Origin of the sequence: Bacillus sp. UNC437CL72CviS29 (assembly GCF_000482345.1) — a bacterium.
Lineage (GTDB): Bacteria > Bacillota > Bacilli > Bacillales > Bacillaceae_G > Bacillus_A > Bacillus_A arachidis.
In genome coordinates this window covers 39,675-59,598 of sequence record NZ_AXVB01000011.1, presented here as the reverse complement: position 1 = coordinate 59,598, position 19,924 = coordinate 39,675, and the positions used below count along the sequence as shown (strand labels likewise).

General features: G+C 39.4%; 26 protein-coding genes. All 26 read right to left on the bottom strand.

Translation table 11 applies throughout. The annotated features are described in order from the left end of the window. Positions 1–15: 15 nt before the first annotated feature. A complete protein-coding gene (nuoK, locus tag M014_RS0111555; RefSeq protein ID WP_026591871.1) occupies positions 16–330 on the bottom strand; it encodes an NADH-quinone oxidoreductase subunit NuoK in 315 nt (104 codons plus the stop codon). After that, on the bottom strand, positions 323–847 hold the full coding sequence (locus M014_RS0111550; RefSeq protein ID WP_026591870.1) for an NADH-quinone oxidoreductase subunit J: 525 nt from the start codon (positions 845–847) through the stop codon (positions 323–325). The genes nuoK and M014_RS0111550 overlap by 8 nt, the downstream gene beginning before the upstream one ends. Beyond that, on the bottom strand, positions 844–1,263 hold the full coding sequence (gene nuoI / locus M014_RS0111545) for an NADH-quinone oxidoreductase subunit NuoI (protein WP_000677191.1): 420 nt from the start codon (positions 1,261–1,263) through the stop codon (positions 844–846). Before nuoI ends, M014_RS0111550 begins: the two co-directional genes overlap by 4 nt. A gap of 25 nt (positions 1,264–1,288) precedes the next feature. Continuing rightward, positions 1,289–2,290 (bottom strand): NADH-quinone oxidoreductase subunit NuoH, encoded by a 1,002-nt coding sequence (gene nuoH / locus M014_RS0111540; RefSeq protein ID WP_026591869.1) that lies wholly within the window; start codon positions 2,288–2,290, stop codon positions 1,289–1,291. Beyond that, positions 2,290–3,390: an NADH-quinone oxidoreductase subunit NuoD gene (gene nuoD, locus M014_RS0111535; RefSeq protein WP_026591868.1), complete on the bottom strand. Its 1,101-nt coding sequence runs from the start codon at positions 3,388–3,390 to the stop codon at positions 2,290–2,292. The genes nuoH and nuoD overlap by 1 nt, the downstream gene beginning before the upstream one ends. A gap of 4 nt (positions 3,391–3,394) precedes the next feature. After that, complete coding sequence (locus tag M014_RS0111530) at positions 3,395–4,411, bottom strand: NADH-quinone oxidoreductase subunit C (protein ID WP_026591867.1); 1,017 nt, start codon at positions 4,409–4,411, stop codon at positions 3,395–3,397. Continuing rightward, on the bottom strand, positions 4,408–4,926 hold the full coding sequence (gene nuoB / locus M014_RS0111525; protein ID WP_017153544.1) for an NADH-quinone oxidoreductase subunit NuoB: 519 nt from the start codon (positions 4,924–4,926) through the stop codon (positions 4,408–4,410). The genes M014_RS0111530 and nuoB overlap by 4 nt, the downstream gene beginning before the upstream one ends. Further along, positions 4,917–5,285 (bottom strand): NADH-quinone oxidoreductase subunit A, encoded by a 369-nt coding sequence (locus M014_RS0111520; protein WP_026591866.1) that lies wholly within the window; start codon positions 5,283–5,285, stop codon positions 4,917–4,919. Before M014_RS0111520 ends, nuoB begins: the two co-directional genes overlap by 10 nt. Positions 5,286–5,666: 381 nt before the next feature. Continuing rightward, entirely contained in the window at positions 5,667–6,473 is an 807-nt protein-coding gene (locus M014_RS0111515) for a DUF975 family protein (protein WP_026591865.1), read from the bottom strand. Positions 6,474–6,672: 199 nt separating this feature from the next. After that, positions 6,673–7,074 carry a F0F1 ATP synthase subunit epsilon gene (atpC, locus tag M014_RS0111510; protein WP_026591864.1) on the bottom strand — a complete coding sequence of 134 codons (402 nt, stop codon included), beginning with the start codon at positions 7,072–7,074 and terminating at the stop codon, positions 6,673–6,675. A gap of 20 nt (positions 7,075–7,094) precedes the next feature. Next, the gene (gene atpD, locus M014_RS0111505; RefSeq protein WP_026591863.1) at positions 7,095–8,489 is read right to left on the bottom strand and encodes a F0F1 ATP synthase subunit beta; all 1,395 of its coding nucleotides are present in this window, start codon (positions 8,487–8,489) and stop codon (positions 7,095–7,097) included. A 220-nt stretch (positions 8,490–8,709) separates the two neighbouring features. Further along, positions 8,710–9,570, bottom strand: a complete 861-nt coding sequence (atpG, locus tag M014_RS0111500) for a F0F1 ATP synthase subunit gamma (protein WP_026591862.1) — start codon at positions 9,568–9,570, stop codon at positions 8,710–8,712. A 216-nt stretch (positions 9,571–9,786) separates the two neighbouring features. Continuing rightward, positions 9,787–11,295, bottom strand: coding sequence for a F0F1 ATP synthase subunit alpha (gene atpA / locus M014_RS0111495; protein ID WP_026591861.1), 1,509 nt, complete (start codon positions 11,293–11,295; stop codon positions 9,787–9,789). 11 nt (positions 11,296–11,306) lie between these two features. Next, positions 11,307–11,849, bottom strand: a complete 543-nt coding sequence (locus M014_RS0111490; protein ID WP_026591860.1) for a F0F1 ATP synthase subunit delta — start codon at positions 11,847–11,849, stop codon at positions 11,307–11,309. After that, a complete protein-coding gene (atpF, locus tag M014_RS0111485) occupies positions 11,846–12,352 on the bottom strand; it encodes a F0F1 ATP synthase subunit B (RefSeq protein WP_026591859.1) in 507 nt (168 codons plus the stop codon). Before atpF ends, M014_RS0111490 begins: the two co-directional genes overlap by 4 nt. A 127-nt stretch (positions 12,353–12,479) precedes the next feature. After that, entirely contained in the window at positions 12,480–12,698 is a 219-nt protein-coding gene (atpE, locus tag M014_RS0111480) for a F0F1 ATP synthase subunit C (protein WP_000052064.1), read from the bottom strand. A 61-nt stretch (positions 12,699–12,759) separates the two neighbouring features. Next, positions 12,760–13,479 carry a F0F1 ATP synthase subunit A gene (gene atpB / locus M014_RS0111475; RefSeq protein WP_026591858.1) on the bottom strand — a complete coding sequence of 240 codons (720 nt, stop codon included), beginning with the start codon at positions 13,477–13,479 and terminating at the stop codon, positions 12,760–12,762. 7 nt (positions 13,480–13,486) lie between these two features. Further along, positions 13,487–13,879: an ATP synthase subunit I gene (locus tag M014_RS0111470; protein ID WP_000567602.1), complete on the bottom strand. Its 393-nt coding sequence runs from the start codon at positions 13,877–13,879 to the stop codon at positions 13,487–13,489. Further along, complete coding sequence (locus tag M014_RS0111465; protein ID WP_001171217.1) at positions 13,879–14,103, bottom strand: AtpZ/AtpI family protein; 225 nt, start codon at positions 14,101–14,103, stop codon at positions 13,879–13,881. The genes M014_RS0111470 and M014_RS0111465 overlap by 1 nt, the downstream gene beginning before the upstream one ends. 26 nt (positions 14,104–14,129) lie before the next feature. Continuing rightward, positions 14,130–14,243 (bottom strand): DUF4024 domain-containing protein, encoded by a 114-nt coding sequence (locus M014_RS28265; RefSeq protein WP_081811022.1) that lies wholly within the window; start codon positions 14,241–14,243, stop codon positions 14,130–14,132. Positions 14,244–14,616: 373 nt separating this feature from the next. Beyond that, positions 14,617–15,246 carry a uracil phosphoribosyltransferase gene (gene upp, locus M014_RS0111460; protein WP_003202275.1) on the bottom strand — a complete coding sequence of 210 codons (630 nt, stop codon included), beginning with the start codon at positions 15,244–15,246 and terminating at the stop codon, positions 14,617–14,619. Between the two features lie 367 nt (positions 15,247–15,613). Further along, the gene (gene glyA / locus M014_RS0111455; protein ID WP_026591857.1) at positions 15,614–16,855 is read right to left on the bottom strand and encodes a serine hydroxymethyltransferase; all 1,242 of its coding nucleotides are present in this window, start codon (positions 16,853–16,855) and stop codon (positions 15,614–15,616) included. Positions 16,856–17,245: 390 nt separating this feature from the next. Beyond that, positions 17,246–17,818, bottom strand: a complete 573-nt coding sequence (locus M014_RS0111450) for a TIGR01440 family protein (RefSeq protein ID WP_026591856.1) — start codon at positions 17,816–17,818, stop codon at positions 17,246–17,248. Between the two features lie 57 nt (positions 17,819–17,875). After that, positions 17,876–18,319, bottom strand: a complete 444-nt coding sequence (gene rpiB / locus M014_RS0111445; protein WP_026591855.1) for a ribose 5-phosphate isomerase B — start codon at positions 18,317–18,319, stop codon at positions 17,876–17,878. Positions 18,320–18,457: 138 nt separating this feature from the next. Continuing rightward, the gene (locus M014_RS0111440; RefSeq protein WP_026591854.1) at positions 18,458–18,898 is read right to left on the bottom strand and encodes a low molecular weight protein arginine phosphatase; all 441 of its coding nucleotides are present in this window, start codon (positions 18,896–18,898) and stop codon (positions 18,458–18,460) included. Between the two features lie 264 nt (positions 18,899–19,162). Further along, the gene (locus M014_RS0111435; protein WP_026591853.1) at positions 19,163–19,660 is read right to left on the bottom strand and encodes a PTS sugar transporter subunit IIA; all 498 of its coding nucleotides are present in this window, start codon (positions 19,658–19,660) and stop codon (positions 19,163–19,165) included. Between the last annotated feature and the right edge of the window lie 264 nt (positions 19,661–19,924).

Here is a 19,924-nt window from a genome sequence, read left to right as displayed (position 1 = left end):
CCTTTTTGGTCACAATTAACCTTTAAGCGAATCCATTTCATCTACGTTAACGGTTGCATGCTTACGATATAACGCAATTAATATCGCAAGTCCGACTGCTGCTTCCGCTGCCGCAACGGACATCGTAAACAGTGAAAAAATTTGTCCTGTTAAGTTCGGAAAAAAGCCTAATTTACTAAAAGCGACTAGGTTTAAGTTCGCCGCATTTAACATCAGTTCAATACAAATTAAGACAATGACCGTATTCCGCTTTGTTAAAGCCCCGAATAAGCCGATGCAAAACAGAATAATAGCAAGAGCTAAGTAGGCGGCAACTGGAACACTACTCATTGGAATCCCCCTCTTTCTCATCCTTCTTCGCAAGTACAATTGCCCCAACAAGCGCAACAAGCAAAATAACCGACGTTAATTCAAATGGAATAACATATTTCGAATACAAAAGTGTACCAATTTGAAGTGTATTTTGTTCATGAAGCGGTAAACTTCCTTGTACATTTCGATTTGTAAAATCTATATTATTAACAGCAAAGTACATTACCGCGCCAAACGCTACTACTGCGAGGAAGATAAGCAACTTACGAAAACTAAAACTAGATTCACTTTCAGCGTCATGCTTCGTTAGCATAATACCGAAAATCATAATAATCGTAATTGCTCCGGAATAAATTAAAATTTGTGTGACCCCAACAAACTCCGCTGATAATAGAAAATACAATCCCGCAATGCTAAGAAACGTAAACACAAGGGCGAGCATCATATGCATGACTTTCGTTAAGTTCAGCATAAGGATACCACCGATAATCGCCGTTAAGGACAATATAAAAAACGCTATCAAATCGCCGCTCATGCTTTATTCTCCTTTCTGACGTTCTCATCATTTTCATCGAGCCACTGCAAATTTTTAAACAAATCATCACGCGAATACTCCGCTAACTCGAAATTGTTTGTCATAACAATGGCCTCAGTTGGGCAAACCTCTGTACATAAATCGCAAAGAATACAAATTTCAAAGTTAATATCATACGTATCAATGATTTTCCCTTTTTTCGTAGGGTCTGGATGCTTCTTCCCTGTTAGTTGAATACAATCAGTTGGACAAATGTTAGAACATTGGTTACAAACAATGCATTTTTCTGGATAGAATTTTTGAATCCCTCGGAAGCGATCTGGTAGTGGTAATGGTTGATTGGGATAATCGTACGTTACTTTTTTCTTACTTAAGTTGCTAAGCGTATATTTTAAACCTTTAAATAGCCCTTTCATATCTTACTGGCACCCCCCTCATAGATTAGAAGAATAACTCCTTAATCAATGCCGTTAAGAAAATATTTGCAAGTGCGATTGGCAATAATACTTTCCAGCCAAACTCCATCAATTGATCACCCCTGATACGCGGAAACGTAACGCGGAACCAAATAAGCAAGAAAACTACCGCGCTAAACTTTAAAGCAAACCATACAGCACCAGGAATAAAACCAAGAAACGGAATTGGCTGCCATCCTCCTAAAAACAGCACCGTTATAAGCGAAGCCATTCCAAAGAAGTACACGTACTCAGAGAGCATAAAGAATGCCCAGCGAAACCCTGAATACTCGGTATGATATCCAGAGACAAGTTCTGATTCCGCCTCTGGTAAGTCAAACGGTGTCCGGTTGAGCTCTGCAACTGCTGCGATTAAGAAAATCACAAAACCGATCGGCTGCGCAAAAATGTACCAAACTTTCTCCTGCCCCGCTACGATTTCATTTAAATTGAGACTGCCAGCTAATAAGACAACGCCAATTACGCTCATTACAAGCGGAATCTCATAGGAAATCATCTGCGCCGCCGCACGCATCCCGCCTAAAAGTGAATATTTATTGTTTGATGCCCATCCTCCGGTCACAACACCAATCGTTGTAATCCCTGATACAGCAATATAGTAAAGAAGCCCTACTCCGATATCTGCAAACTGAAATTTATCTGTAAACGGAATGACTGCAAGCACCATAAAAGCTGGTGCGAATGCAATAACAGGTGCCAATATAAACAGCGGCTTATCTGCAGCTTTCGGAATGCTATCTTCTTTTAATAAAAGCTTTAAAACATCAGCAACTGTTTGCAATAAACCAAATCTGCCGCCGACCTGATTCGGTCCTATCCGTCCTTGCATAAATCCCATTACTTTTCGCTCTGCTAAAATCCCATATGTAACAAATCCAAGGACAGCAAATAATAAAAGCACCGCTAATCCGAAAAAAATGAAAAAATTCGTCCAACTTGCCGATGACTCTAAGAGGCGCTCTATCATCACCCATCAACCTCCCCAAGTACAATATCAACGCCGCCTAAAATGGTAATTAAGTTCGCGATATTTTCACCCTTCAAAAGCTTCGGTAAAATTTGGAGGTTATAGAAAGATGGCCTGCGGAACTTTAAGCGATACGGCTCTTTCTTCCCTTCGCTAGCAATATAACAGCCTATCTCTCCGCGCGGCGACTCAATGCGAACAAATGCCTCACCCTTTGGCACCTTAATAATTTTCGGCACTTTCGCCAACACCGGCCCTTCTGACGGGAATTGCCGGGCCGCCTGCTCAATAATTTTGAGGGATTCCTCAATTTCCTCCATCCGGCAAACATAACGATCCCAAGCATCCCCCACGTTTCCTACCGGAACATCAAAATCAAAACGGTCATAAATAGAGTACGGTTCATCCTTGCGAAGATCCCACTTTACACCTGTGCATCGTAAATTTGCTCCGCTAAGTGAATAAGAAAGTGCATCTTCCGCGCTATATATTCCAACGCCCTTCACACGTTTTAAGAAAATTTCATTTCCGCTCACAAGATCGTGATAACCCTTCAATTGCTCTCTCATATACGGAACAAACTCGCGAACTTTTTCAATCCAGCCATCTGGGGCATCCCACTTTACACCGCCTACCCTCATATAATTGAACGTTAACCGCGCACCACAGAGCTCATTTAAGAGATTAATAATCATCTCTCGCTCCCGGAATGCATATAGAAACGGGCTAACCGCTCCAATATCAAGAAGATTCGTTCCCCACCAAACGAGATGGCTCGCAACGCGACCAAGCTCCATCGCAAGTACTCGCAAATATTCGGCCCGCTCTGGAATCTCAAGCCCCATCATTGTCTCAACAGCGTGACAGATCACATAGTTATTCGTCATCGCCGATAAATAGTCCATTCGATCTGTATAAGGGATAATTTGTGTATACTGCAAGTTCTCTGCGATTTTCTCTGTTCCGCGGTGTAAATAACCAATGACAGGTGTAGCTTCCTTTATAATTTCCCCATCAATTTTAATAACAAGCCTAAATACACCGTGTGTACTCGGGTGCTGCGGCCCTACATTTAAAAGCATTTCTTCTGTACGGATCATATTGCTACACCTCCACATCGAGTGGTTCATAATCTTTTCGAAGCGGATGACCAGCCCAATCTTCTGGCATTAAAATACGCGTTAAATTCGGATGTCCTTCAAACGTAACACCAAGCAAGTCATATGCTTCTCGCTCTGGCCAGTCTGCCCCGCTCCATAGCGGCGCAATCGATGCTACTCGCGGCGACTCCCTGTCCATCTTCACCTTCACTGCGACAGATTGTTTCTTTCCATATGAAAATAAGTGAACATACACTTCCATATGTGTAACAAAATCCGTAGCATGTAACTCCGACATATAATCAAAGGCAAGTCCTTCATGGCCTCGCAATAATTCCATTACTTCGTAGTACCTTTCCAGCTTAACAACAAGTGTTGGTACATCCTTCGAAAGTTTATTAATATAATAATCTTCTAATGAATTTTCATCCATTTTCTCCTTAATAATCTCTACATAAGCATCCAGATATGGCTGATTCGAAGATGGTTCCTCTTGCTTCATCTCTTCTTCTCTCTTGCCCACAGCGCCTTTTGCCTTAGCAGCAGCGGCTGCCTTTGCTTTTGCCGCTGCAATCGCCTTTACCTTTTCATCATTAGACGTTGTTCCTTCCTTGGATACCTTCTGTTTCGCTAGCGCTGCCGCTTTTGCTTTTGCTGCTGCTACCGCCTTTGCCTTCGCTTTTTCCTTTTCTTCTTCTGATGGGGATTCATTTTCTTTTGCTTTCTGCTTCGCTAACGCCGCTGCCTTTGCTTTTGCTGCTGCGGCTGCTTTCGCCTTTTCTTCTGATGGGGGTTCACTTTCTTTTGCTTCCTGCTTCGCTAACGCAACCTCTACGGCATGGTGTTTTGCTTCCTCTATACTGACCTCGCTATCTTTTGGTAGCGCTTTCTTCTTTTCTTCTTGTACTCCATTAGACATTTCCATCTCATGCTTAGCAGCAAGCCGTTTCCGCGCTTCTTCTTTCGCATGTCTTGCAGCCTCTTTTTTCATATCCTCTATCTCTTTATTTGAATCGCTCATCTATTCGTCACCTGCTTTCCAGTCTTTGCTTCGTAACGAATCTTCTCTTTCAATTTATTAATCCCATAAATTAAAGCCGCCGGGTTCGGGGGACAGCCTGGAATGTACACATCTACTGGTACGATTTGGTCCACTCCTTTCACAACAGCATACGAGTTCACATATGGACCACCAGCTGTTGCACAGGACCCCATTGCAATAACCCATTTTGGTTCCGGCATTTGGTCGTATAAACGACGCACAATTGGCGCCATTTTCTTTGTTACTGTTCCTGAAACAATCATGACATCTGATTGCCTCGGCGATGTTCGAAAAAATGATCCAAATCGATCTAAATCATAATGTGATGAGCCAACTCCCATCATTTCAATCGCACAGCATGCAAGTCCAAATGTCATCGGCCATAAAGAATTGCTCCTTGCCCATCCCTTTACTTGCTCTAATGTCGTAAAGAAAATATTCCGCTCTAATTCCGCCCGTTCCTGTGGATGTAATTCTTCGAAATTTATAGCCATTGTAACACCTTCTTTTTCCAAGCATATGCCAGGCCAACAAGCAACATAATGACAAAGATTAACATTTCAACAAGCGCAAACAAACCAAGCTTGTCATATGCGACAGCCCACGGATATAAAAATACAGTTTCCACATCAAAAATTACAAACAATAACGCAAAAATATAATAACGAGCATGAAAACGAACATTTGCATCATGATAAGGTTCCATTCCGCTTTCATACGTCGTTCCCTTTGCTGCGCTTGGTTTATGTGGGCGCAGCAGCTTGCCTAATGTAAGAGCCACTACTGGTAGCAATATGCCCAATAGTAAAAAGATGCCAACAATCATATAACTATTTTCATATACATTCGCCACCCTGAAACCCTCCCCCTTAAATTTGGAACAAGTTCACTTAGTAAACAATATGTCTCATCTGCATCATTTATTATTTTTAAATTTTTCTAAATAATGAGATTATTGTTATTATAACAAACTTCAAATTCCCATGTCGATATATTGGGGAAAAGAAAAACCAAGTAACATAGAGGAAGACTTTCCCTTACATCACTTGGTATACAATCATTCGAACTCATTTCATAAACACTCAAATCCCTCTTCATTTTGTTACGAAAGGAATTGAAACGAAAGAATAACTTCAATTCATGCACAATAACAGCTGTAAATACATACAAGGCTACCGTAAGCCACTAAGCGGTAAAGAATTTATGAAATTCCTATAAAAAAACCCTAGCATGTTTATGCTGGGGGCTCATAACTATTTTTTTCTGATATGTACTGATAAAAATGTGCTGTTGTCGTATACATATACGGCATTACCCATAGTACTCCGATTATAGTAATCGTACCTAATATCAGCCAACCAATAAAGCTAAGGTATAAAAGGAATAAGTCCATTTTATGTCCTTTCATCATTGCTTTACTTTCCTTCATTGCTCGTAAAACCGGATACTCTGGATGTTCAATTAACACAAAAAATGTCATTGAGTACGAAAAAAACGCCATAATCATAAGGATAATCGTGATGATCATTGAAACAATATAAACAACTAAAAATCCCGTACCGTCACCTGGTATTAAGAATGGCAATATCAGCATTACTAAAAACGGCAGCCATATCCCTGAATAAAGAGGAATCAAAATCATCACTCTCATAGTAGCCATCATTCTCTTAAAACCACGAAACCCTTCAAATACAGAATCTATTGTAACATTACCTTTTTTACTTAACTGGAAAACGGTATTATAGTATCCGTATAACGTAATTCCCTGCGAAGAAAACAGAGCCAATATAAAAATAAAATAAAGCAATAAAAAAATAATAAGAGCGACAACCGAAAACATATCCGTATAAAATATATCTGTTATTCCATCTGCAACTCCACCTACTGCAAAAACAAAAGACATAACAAATATAAAAAATATAAAGTACATCGCAAACATAATAGCAAACGCCATAAGATAATATATAAACGTTGCCCCAACACTCAATCCCCATCTTCCTCTTAAAGATTCTAATGCCTCCCGTTTCAGTTCACTAATCACTTTCTCATCCCCTTCTGTTCAATCGAAATAGTAAGTTTCTCTAGGAAGAAACATAATAATTGTACCACTTTTGGAAATATTTTTGGAATACATAAAGTTCTCCTAGGGATACAGTTGACTTTAAGCTGGAATATTGCTGCCGGAAAATAGCAGGGTAAAATAAAAAAATCCGTAAAGGAATGAACCTTTACGGATTTTTTTATTTCATATCAGAAACATTCAAACGGTTAACCGCACGTTTTAGTGCAAGTTCTGCACGCTTGAAGTCAACATGTACTTGTTTATCTTGCATACGTTGCTCAGCACGACGCTTCGCTTCGTTTGCACGATGAATATCGATATGGTTTGCTTCTTCAGCAGATGGTGCTAATACTGTCACTTTATCTGGACGAACTTCGATAAAGCCACCACTTACCGCTACATAATCAGTGTGACCGCCATTTTTCAAACGAACCGCACTAATTTTTAGTGGTGCAACAGTAGGAATGTGACCTGGTAAGATCCCCATTTCCCCACTTTCTGCTTTCACGCTTACCATTTCTACTTCTTTTTCGTAAACCGGTCCATCAGGAGTTACAATACTGACTGGAAATGTCTTCATAATTCGTCCCTCCTAAGGCCTTACGCCATCATTTTCTTCGCATTTTCAATAACTTCTTCAATGCCACCAACTAAGCGGAATGCATCTTCTGGAAGGTCATCATATTTTCCTTCTAGAATTTCTTTGAAACCACGAACTGTTTCTTTTACAGGTACATAAGATCCTTTTTGACCTGTAAATTGCTCCGCTACGTGGAAGTTCTGTGATAAGAAGAACTGAACACGACGAGCACGATGTACAACTAATTTATCTTCTTCAGATAACTCGTCCATACCTAAGATAGCGATGATATCTTGAAGCTCTTTATAACGTTGTAGAGTTTGCTGAATTTGACGAGCAACTGAATAATGCTCTTCTCCTACGATTTCCGGAGAAAGCGCACGAGATGTAGATGCCAATGGATCTACCGCTGGGTAAATACCCATTTGTGTTAAACGACGCTCTAGGTTTGTTGTTGCATCTAAGTGAGCGAACGTTGTAGCTGGTGCTGGGTCAGTGTAGTCATCGGCTGGTACATATACCGCTTGGATAGACGTGATAGACCCTTTATTTGTAGATGTAATACGTTCTTGTAATTGACCCATTTCAGTTGCAAGTGTTGGTTGGTAACCTACCGCAGATGGCATACGACCAAGAAGGGCAGATACTTCAGAACCCGCTTGCGTGAAACGGAAGATGTTATCGATGAACAATAGTACGTCTTGTCCTTGCTCATCACGGAAATGTTCAGCCATTGTTAAACCTGTTAATGCAACACGTTGACGTGCACCAGGTGGCTCGTTCATTTGTCCGAATACCATCGCTGTTTTCTTAATTACGCCAGAATCGCTCATTTCATGGTATAAGTCGTTACCTTCACGAGTACGCTCACCTACACCAGCGAATACAGAGATACCACCGTGCTCTTGTGCGATGTTGTTAATTAACTCCTGGATTAATACTGTTTTACCTACACCGGCACCACCAAATAGACCGATTTTACCACCTTTAATGTATGGAGCAAGTAAGTCTACTACTTTAATACCAGTTTCAAGAATTTCTACTTTTGTAGATAGCTCTTCGAATGCAGGTGCTTGACGGTGAATTGGATCACGGCGTACATCCGCTGCAACTTCACCATCTAAGTCAATTGCATCACCTAATACGTTAAATACACGACCAAGTGTTGCATCACCAACTGGAACAGAAATTGGTTTACCAGTATCCTCTACTTCTGTACCACGAACAAGTCCATCTGTAGAAGACATTGCAACCGTACGAACTGTGTCATCACCTAAGTGAAGTGCAACTTCTAAAGTTAAGTTAACTTCATCTTTTTTAATTCTAAGGGCATTGTAGATTTCAGGTAGCTTTCCGCCGTCAAACTTAACGTCTACAACCGGACCCATGATTTGCGTAACGCGCCCTTTGTTCATCGGGTTCCCTCCTAGCTTTCTCTAAATTAGCCAGCTTTTTATGAGCAGTCGGCTTTCATTTTTTATTAGTGTAGCTTAGGCGACTCTTATAATAGAGCCGCTTCCACCTTTTATTCAATCTAGCTCCAGCGGTTAGAATGCTCGGTGGCTTCGCTTTTTCCTACGAGGCAAAAGCTCCATCCCCCTCCCATTCTGAACGAACCGCTTCTACTTTATATTACTATTCTAGCGCTGCTGCTCCACCAACGATTTCCGTAATTTCTTGCGTAATCGCTGCTTGGCGAGCACGGTTGAATGAAAGTGTAAGTGTATCGATAACTTCCATTGCGTTGTCTGTAGCACTCTTCATTGCTGTCATACGCGCTGCGTGTTCACTTGCTTTACCGTCTAGTAATGCACCGTAAACTAAGCTTTCTGCGTATTGTGGCAATAATACTTTTAAAATATCTTCTTCAGAAGGTTCAAACTCATAAGCTGTCGTCGGTTTGTCCGACTTCACGTCCGTAAGCGGTAAAATTTTATTTTCCGTTACTTCTTGTGAAATTTTACTTACGAAATGGTTGTAGTAAATATACAGCTCATCATAAGCGCCATCTGCAAACATCGCAATTGCTCGAGAAGCAAGGTCTTTAATATCCGTAAATGACGGGTGGTCAGATAATCCAACTACTTCATCAATAATATTAAAGCCACGACGTTTTAAATAATCACGTCCTAGTCGTCCAAGCACAATAATTGAATATTGGTTTGAATCCATATTATGACGTTCGCGAATTACGTTACTTACCGTACGTAATACGTTACTGTTATAACCACCTGCTAGTCCGCGATCAGACGTGATAACGATGTATCCTGTACGTTTTACAGGACGCGCTGTTAACATTGGATGATTAATTCCTTTGCTACCTTGCGCAATACTCGCTACTACTTCTTGAATCTTTTCCATATACGGAACGAAAGATTTAGCATTTTGTTCTGCACGGTTCAATTTCGATGCAGATACCATCTCCATCGCTTTCGTAATTTGACTCGTTTTCTTAGTCGAGTTAATTTTCGCTTTTATATCGCGTAAAGATGCCACAGGTTTTCACCACCTTTTTTCCGGAAGTTGGCACGATTAGTAAGAATCCTTGTCGTTCATCTTTCTAATCTACGTTGCAAGATCTTCTTGCTCATGATTGAAGGAAAAGAATAGGTGCACCTACTCTTTTCCTTTACATAACCGTTAGCAATTCCCTAAAGAATCACCTTTTATATAATCTAGCTCCAGTGGCTAACAAGCCACTTCCGCCTTTTATTATTCAGAAGCTACGAATACTTTCTTAAATCCGTTGATTGCTGCAGCAAATTTCTCGTCATCCGCAAGTTTTTTTGTTGTACGGATTTCGCTTAATAATTCAGCTGCATTTGAATCTAACCACGCATGGAGTTCTTCTTCAAAACGAGTGATATCTACTACTGGGATATCATCTAAGAATCCACGTGTTAGAGCGTAAAGAATGATAACTTGTTTCTCTACTCGCAGTGGTTTGTGTAATCCTTGTTTTAATACTTCAACTGTGCGAGCACCACGGTTTAATTTCGCTTGTGTTGCTTTATCAAGGTCAGAACCGAACGCAGCGAACGCTTCTAACTCACGATAAGATGCAAGGTCAAGACGAAGTGTACCTGATACTTTACTCATCGCTTTAATCTGAGCAGCTCCACCAACACGAGATACCGAAGTACCTGCATCGATCGCTGGACGTACACCAGAGAAGAATAAATCAGATTGTAAGAAGATCTGTCCATCTGTGATAGAGATTACGTTTGTTGGGATGTATGCTGATACGTCCCCTGCTTGTGTTTCGATGAAAGGTAAAGCTGTTAAAGAACCGCCGCCTTTTGCATCACTTAATTTTGCTGCACGCTCTAGTAAGCGAGAATGTAAGTAGAATACATCCCCTGGATACGCTTCACGACCTGGAGGACGACGTAATAGTAATGAAAGCTCACGATAAGCAGCCGCTTGTTTCGATAAGTCATCATATACTACTAATACGTGTTTACCATTGTACATGAACTCTTCACCCATTGTTACACCAGCGTAAGGAGCTAAGTATAATAATGGAGCTGGTTGAGAAGCTGATGCTGTTACAACGATTGTGTACTCTAACGCACCGTGCTTACGTAGTGTTTCTACTACGTTACGTACTGTAGATTCTTTTTGTCCAATTGCAACGTAGATACAAATCATATCTTCATCTTTTTGGTTCAAGATTGTATCAAGTGCAACTGCTGTTTTACCTGTTTGACGGTCACCGATGATTAACTCACGTTGACCACGACCAATTGGTACAAGAGCATCGATCGCTTTAATACCTGTTTGAAGTGGCTCATGAACAGATTTACGATCCATTACACCTGGTGCTGGACTTTCGATTGGACGAGTTTTTGTTGTATTGATTGGGCCTAAACCGTCTACTGGTTGACCTAATGGGTTTACAACACGACCAATTAGTTCTGCCCCTACTGGTACTTGCATGATGCGACCAGTACGACGAACTTCATCACCTTCACGGATTTCTGTGTAAGGTCCTAAAATAATGATACCTACGTTGTTTTCCTCTAAGTTTTGTGCTAGTCCCATAACGCCGTTAGAGAACTCTACAAGTTCACCAGCCATTACGTTATCAAGACCATGAGCACGCGCGATACCGTCACCAACTTGGATAACTGTACCAACATCACTAACTTCGATTTCAGACTGATAGTTCTCGATTTGTTGCTTTATCAGTGCGCTAATTTCTTCAGCTCTGATGCTCATGTGCTTCACCCCTATCTATTCTTCATAAGTTCACGCTGAATACGTGCTAACTTTCCTTGTAAACTACCATCATAAATGCGATTTCCAATGCGTACTTTAATGCCGCCTAGTAAATCTTCATCTACAACATTTTTAATACGAATTGCATCTTTTCCTGTTCTCTTTGCGAATGATTCTGCAATGCTAAGCTTTTCATCTTCTGATAGCGGACGAACTGAATATACAGTTGCATCAGCAACGTTACGCTCGTCATTAGCAAGAACAACATATTCATTTGCAATTTCAGGTAGAATTTCAATGCGTTTGTTATCAATTAAAATATATAACGTATTTAAAATTGATTCAGAAACAGAAGAGAATACGTTCGAAAGGAACGTTTTTTTCTGCTCCTTTGAAATGTTTGGTTGTGTTAAAAAGCTATGTAGTTCTCCGTTTTTTACAAAAACGTTTTGTACAAGGCGTAATTCCTCTTCAAACATTTCTAATACGTGTTTTTCTTTTGCAATTTGAAAAAGAGCGACAGCATAACGTTTTGCTACAATCTCATTGCTCATCGCGCTTCTCCTACTTCTTTAATATAATCGCGAATTAACTTCACTTGGTCTTCTTCTTTTAATTCTTTCTCAATTACTTTAGAAGCAATTTGAACAGATAAAGAAGCGACTTGTTCTTGCAGAGCAGCAATTGCTTGCTCTTTTTCGCGTTGAATTTCTTGTACAGCAGATGCTTTGATAGATTCTGCTTCTTCTTTTGCAGCGGCAACAATACCATCTTTTTGATCTTCTGCTTGTTTTTTCGCTCTTTCGATTAACTCTTGTGCTTCAACACGTGATTGTTTTAACATTTCACGTTGTTCTTCTACTAACTTTTTCGCCTCTGCATTATTTTGTTCTGCAGCATCGATTTCGCTAGCAACATGCTCTTCACGTTCCTTCATAATTCCCATCAAAGGACCCCAAGCAAATTTACGTAGCATTACTAATAAAATTAGGAAAACGACCAATGTATAAGCGATCGTTCCAAATGGAATGGCAGCTCCTAACATTAAAGTTGGCACAAGGATTCACTCCCTTCGTGATATCTAAATTTACTATATGAAAAAAAAAGACATACATTTCGTTCATAAAGCAATGGCGAAGAAAGTCCAAAAACACTCTTCGCCATCTATGTAAGGGGAGTCTCCCTTATTTGTTCATTACGATGAATGCAATAACTACACCGATGATTGGAAGTGCCTCAACTAATGCAACCCCGATGAACATAATTGTTTGAAGTGCGCCTTTTAATTCTGGTTGACGAGCAACACCTTCGATTGTACGTGATACGATAAGACCGTTACCAATACCTGCACCTAATGCTGATAAACCAATTGCAATTGCAGCTGCGATTACACCTAAACTCATTTAATTTGTCCTCCTTTGTATTATAAAAAAATAGATTTTTTTACTTACTTATTAAAGTATATTAATGGTCATGACTTACTTTATGAGCCATGTAAACCATCGTTAACATTGTAAAAATGAACGCTTGGATTGAACCAACGAACACACTGAATCCCATCCACGCTAACATCGGCACAATAGCACCTAATGCTCCAAGTACTGTACTTCCACCTAATTTAGCAAGTAATCCTAACAAAATCTCACCTGCATAAATGTTACCGAATAGACGAAGACCTAACGTTAATGTGTTAGCAAACTCCTCAATAACCTTTAAAGGAAATAAGAATGACATAGGTTGGAAGAAACCTTTGACATATCCTTTTGTACCCTTCATCTTAATTCCATAATAATGGGTGAGGGTAACTACCATCACGGCTAATGTTAATGTAACTGCTGGATCAGACGTTGGCGATCTCCACCATGCAATGTGTTCACCAGCCTCAGTTGTTGAATACATGAATGGTAAACCTAGCATGTTTGATACGAAAATAAACATCATAAGTGTTACGCCAAGTGTTAAAAAGCGCCCACCTGTTTTCCAGTCCATTGTACTGTTAATGATCCCTTTCACGAAGTCTAAAATCCATTCCATGAAGTTTTGCATTCCGGTAGGACGAAGAGCTAAGCTGCGAGTTCCAATAACAGCGATTAAAAAAACAATAACTGCTGAAATAGTGACCATCATAACTGATGATAAATCGAACGTTAAACCTAGAAATTCAACTAATTTACCGTGTTCCACTAGTAATTCACCTCTCTTCCCTGCTCTTATACTCTAAATAAAGAAAATCTATGATCATGACAAGATATCCTGTCAGCAATCCTACACCTAAGCTCCACATCGCAATTAAATGCTGATATTTTGCCGCAAATAAAATTAATAATCCAATCGTGGCAAATCTCGAATATGTACTGACAGCCGTTGCTTTAAATTTCACGTTCTCTCCATTGGTAACGCGATCTAATAGCTTGTCTGTTCTACGTGCAATGATGCGCAAACTAAGAAAACTGAAAATCGTTCCGATAATCAGCCCAAGAAATACATCCTTGTAAGAGGTAAATCCCCATCCTAGCACTAGAAGCGCAAGCAAGTAGTACATATATTTCTTTTGTCTTTGGACAAGTCCATGTACGTCTATCATCATTGCTCTCCCGAATAATAATGTCGAATGAGTCGAATCATTGCGTAAATCCCTGTTCCTAATCCTAGCAATAAGCCTATAATGAGAAACAACGGAAACGTTCCAACCTTACTATCAATCCATTGCCCACCAAAAATTCCAACAAGAATGGAACCGACTAGCTGAGCAAGAATTCCTGACATTAAAGCATATGCTTTGACTGGGTTGCGATCGTTTTTTTGCAAGGATTCATCCCTCCAATATGTAACCCTCATTCACGATGTGTTAATAATAACTCATTTTTTTGTATAAATTCTATACAAAATAAAAAGTTTACTTTTTTGTCACGGAATAGATGCAAATTTGTCACTGAAAGCCCTACCATCCATCCCCGTAGTTAGCATACAATAGGGTATTAGCACTGTCAACGAGAAATCGTAAAAAATCTAAAAATTTGAGTATTAGTCATTTCCTGCCAAAAATGAAAACGTTCCCCTTCTAAATACTGGCCAAAGATATCAAATTTCTTCAAGTTTTCTCCTTATAATAGAAGAAAAAGTTCACAAGTTTGTCACGATTATATTTTTACGATATAACGTTTTTCCTCTACAATACAGAGCTTATTAGACGTTCGACTTCTATATTATATGTGAAAGATATGCAAGTTATGTTGCATATACAAAAAATACCATTGCCCCTCCCCTCTCCATGTTTTTACATAAAAAAAGACGAGCAGGAACCCCCTCTCGTCTGTTGTCTTACTTCGTTCCAAATAAACGGTCACCAGCATCGCCAAGACCTGGAACAACATAACCATGGTCATTTAATTTCTCATCTAATGCCGCTACATAAATATCAACATCAGGATGTTCTTCTTGTACTACTTTTACTCCTTCTGGTGCAGCTACGATACACATTAATTTAATTTGCTTCGCACCGCGCTTTTTCAGAGAGTTAATTGCTTCCGCCGCAGAACCACCTGTTGCTAACATCGGATCAAGTACGATAAAGTCACGTTCTTCTACATCCGTTGGAAGTTTCACATAGTATTCTACCGGTTGCAATGTTTTCGGGTCACGATATAAACCAACGTGTCCCACTTTTGCTGCTGGGATTAATTTCAGAATTCCGTCTACCATCCCTAAACCTGCACGTAAAATCGGAATTAGACCAAGCTTTTTACCAGCGATCACTTTTGTTTTCGCTTTGCTTACAGGGGTTTCAATCTCGATTTCTTCAAGTGGAAGATCACGTGTAATTTCAAATGCCATTAAGCTTGCTACTTCATCCACTAATTCACGAAATTCTTTTGTACCTGTATTTTTATCGCGAATATATGTAATCTTATGTTGAATTAGCGGGTGATCAAATACATACAGTTTTCCCATGTGAATCTCTCCTTAAGATGATATTCATGCGTGTGCACACGCCGTTTTACACTATTTACGATTGTAAAGAAAACGCTACTAATATTCAAGGGCAAATTTGGAAAAGTTTCAATTTGATTATGAACATACCTAATATCTTTACCATTTATGGAATTCGTATCCTTCATTATATATCCAAAATTTATTCACGTTTTGTATACATACTAAAAGAGTACTGTATGCTCTTCTGTCCATCATTATTACTTTTCTACATTATGAAGCAAATCTTCATCACATTACATCCCGAAAACTATATATTGAAATTTAGATTCAGAAATAAAAAAGACTGTTAAAACAAGATGTGTTTTAACAGTCTTCATTCAATTTATTATAGACCTGTATACATTGGGAATTTTGCTGTTAATGCTTCTACACGTTTACGTGCTTCTTCTAATGCCGTTTCATTCTCATGATTTTTTAACGTATGAGCAATGATTGCTGCAATTTCATCCATTTCTTCTAAGTCAAATCCGCGAGATGTTACCGCCGCTGTACCAATACGTACACCGCTTGTTACAAATGGGCTTGCTGTTTCAAATGGGATTGTGTTCTTGTTTACAGTAATACCAACTTCATCTAATATGTGCTCTGCAACTTTACCTGTAATATCTAGGTTACGAACATCGATTAAGATAAGATGGTTGTCCGTTCCACCAGAAACAAGTGTAAGTCCTTCTTTTTGAAGACCTTCCGCTAGGCGCTGCGCATTATTAATGATGTTTTGTGCATATATTTTAAAGTCTTCTTGAAGTGCCTCACCAAACGCAACAGCTTTCGCAGCAATTACGTGCATTAGTGGTCCACCTTGAATACCAGGGAAGATTGATTTATCAATTTGCTTTGCAAATTTTTCTTCACATAAAATCATACCGCCGCGTGGGCCACGTAATGTTTTATGTGTTGTTGTTGTAACGAAATGTGCATGTGGTACTGGGTTCGGATGTAAGCCTGCTGCAACTAAACCTGCGATATGTGCCATATCTACCATTAAGTATGCACCTACTTCGTCTGCGATTTCACGGAATCTCTTGAAATCGATAACACGAGGGTATGCACTTGCACCTGCAACGATTAATTTTGGCTTGTGTTCTTTTGCTTTTGCTAACACATCATCATAATTGATGAGGTGTGATTCAGCATCTACGCCATATTCTACGAAATTGTATTGTACCCCACTGAAGTTAACAGGGCTTCCGTGTGTTAAGTGACCACCGTGGGATAAGTTCATACCAAGTACTGTATCGCCTTGCTCTAAAATCGTGAAGTATACAGCCATGTTCGCTTGTGCACCAGAGTGTGGTTGAACGTTTACATGCTCTGCGCCAAAGATTTCTTTTACACGATCACGTGCGATATCCTCTACTACGTCTACATGCTCACAACCGCCATAGTAACGTTTACCAGGATATCCTTCCGCATACTTGTTTGTTAAAACAGAACCTTGCGCTTCCATTACAGCTTCACTTACGAAGTTTTCTGAAGCAATTAACTCAATCTTTGAACGCTGTCTTCCTAGTTCTGCCTCAATTGCAGCAAATACTTTTTCATCTTGACGTTTTAAATGATCCACCAAAATCCCCCTTTTCTGAACGAATTACACCGATTCCCAACAGTTTTTTCTTATTTATTCAGAAAAAACGAAAATTCAAGTTGTAATTCCTTCGAACCTTCATGTTTTCAACTACATTCTAACATGACTTTCTATATCATAAAAGAAAAAAAGACCGAGTTCGGTCTTTTCTTTTTATCCTTTATGAAGTCAGACTACATACGTCTTTACGAAAGATACTGTATCCCTGTTTCTTCTACTTCCGCATGAACGGGCAGTAAGACCTTCACCTCAAAATTCAGCAAAAGCAAAAGGTTAAGTGGGGAATCAACTGCCCGTAAAGGTCCGATTGGTCGAGCTAATAATCAACGGGAGATGAAGCCACCCACTGATTAAAATTTTACTTTATTTTTAGCTACAAGTAACTGTTTCTTCTACTTCCGCATATACAGCACGTGCCCCACCAATAAGTTTCGCACGTGTTTTGGCCATCGTTACGTGCGCACTTCCAATCTCTTTTACACGTGTACGAATTGGAACTGCAACATGTTTTAGATGCATACCAATAAATGTATCACCGATATCCATACCTGCATCTGCTTTTATAAACTCCACTACTACAGGATCCTTTAGATTTTGATAGGCGTATGTTGCTAATGCACCACCAGCTGATCTAACAGGCGTAACGGTTACAATTTCAAATTGATACTTCATTGCTACTTCTCTCTCTACTACTAAAGCACGATTTAAATGCTCGCAACATTGGAATGCCAATTCTATGCCAGTTTGCTCTTGAAATTGTTTTAGCTCAGAAAAAATCGCTTCTGCCACTTCCATCGTTCCTGATGTTCCAATTTTCTCTCCTAGCACTTCGCTCGTGCTACAGCCCACTACAAAAATTTGCCCGCTTTGTAAAGAAGCTTGCTCTTGAAAATCAGAAAGCGATATTTGTAGCTGCTCTTTCACCTTTACTATTTCCGTCATGACGCCTCTTCCTTTCACAGGTTGGTTCAACAAATGATAGTATGTCCTAATAAAAGATTACTTCGCTTCGTATGTTTTAATTTTCCCTACGCGATTTTCGTGACGTCCACCTTCGTAATCAGTTGTCAGCCAAATTTTTGCAATATCACGCGCTAAACCAGCACCAATCACACGCTCACCCATCGCTAACATGTTTGTATCATTATGTTCTCTTGTTGCTTTTGCACTAAATGTATCATGTACTAACGCACAGCGAATACCGTGTACTTTATTTGCTGCAATTGACATACCAATACCTGTTCCACAAACTAAAATACCACGGTCTACTTCACCATTTGCAACCATTTCTGCCGCTGGAAATGCAAAATCAGGATAATCAACAGATCCTGCTTCACATTCACATCCTAAATCAACATATTCAATATTTAGCTCTTCTAATAAACTTACGATTTCTTTGCGGATATTCATTCCACCGTGATCAGATGCTACTACTACTTTCATTTTGACCCCTCCAAAATTTTAGTGAAACTTCTATCAAGTAGGGTTCTTCCCCCCACTGATGAATGATTGCAAAAAAACTGATACTCACTTGCTCATTCCGAGCAAGATCATCTCCAATATCGTATTATACACGAAACATTAACCTTCTGAATGTTTTTCCAATAAAGTTTGTATAAGTTCTTCCATCTCTACTAATGTTGATTGATAAATAGATAGAGAACCACCAAATGGGTCTGAAATATCTTTACTTGTACCTTCTACAAATTTATATAATGTATGCACTTTCTCCCCCGCATTCGGATAGTACCCAAGCACAAGTTGCTTATGGCTTTCCGTCATCGTGAGAACCATATCCGCCCACTCAAGTAATTCTTCCGTTATTTGCTGCGAAGCATGCGCTATTTTAACCCCTTTTTCTGCCAATGCATCTTTTGCATGTAAAGATGCGTCACTTCCAGGATTGGCAAAAACACCAGCAGACTTCGCCTCAAACTTCCCTTCTCCATAGTGACGAAGCAACGCCTCTGCCATTGGGCTACGACATGTATTTCCAGTGCAAACAAACAACACTCGCTTCATCTAAGCTCCCTCCTTATGGTGAATGTCCTACACTCATCATAACGTAGATTACAATGGAACAAAAGAAATGTGAATATACAAAAGGCGCATTTCTCCTTTATTTTTTCTTAGAGAAATACGCCCTATCCACATATATGTGAAACCCTAGTTCCAAGTGCCCTCAATATAGTACCATACATAACTGAAACATCCCACGAAAAAAACTTATAACTAAATAAATTAAGGAATCCATTTCATATGAAATAGATTCCTTACAAAACATCATTATTTCATTGTAACTTTCATTACTTCAGTTGCACCTTTTGTAGCTGATACGCCTATAGTTGTATGAATAGATTCTGTTGCATCCGTGTTTGTAATAACGATTGGAGTAATTGTGCTTTTTGCTTTTTCGCGAATTAATTCTAAATCGAAAGAAATTAATTTGTCGCCAGCTTTCACAGCTTGTCCTTCAGATACGTGAGCTTCGAAACCTTCGCCTTCCATTTTTACAGTTTCTAAACCAACGTGAATTAAAATTTCCGTACCATTTTTCGCTTTAATTCCAACAGCGTGTTTTGTATGGAATAATTGTACAATTTCACCGTCTACTGGTGATACAACTACACCTTCAGTTGGAACGATTGCAACACCGTCACCCATCATACGACCAGCAAATACTGGATCTGGTACTTCTTCAATATTTTTCACTTCTCCAGTTAATGGAGCTACGATTGTTTCTGCATTTGTTTTTGAGCCAAGACCAAATAATTTTTTAAACATAGGATGGTCCTCCTTATAATTAGATTAAAAATGTATAGGGTACTCCCTAGTAAAGATTGCGATACATGTAAGACTTCATACTTCAAATATTATAGTGTAAAAACGCTTTCGAAAAAAATTGCGTACTTACTAATAGAGCCTTATTGTATCGCCTTGTAAAATTCCAGTCAATTCAAATTGTCTGAATAACAATAATAGAAATAAACTTCTTACGTATATTTTCTCCTTTTTTTCACAACTCGTCTAGAGGTCTTTACAACATTT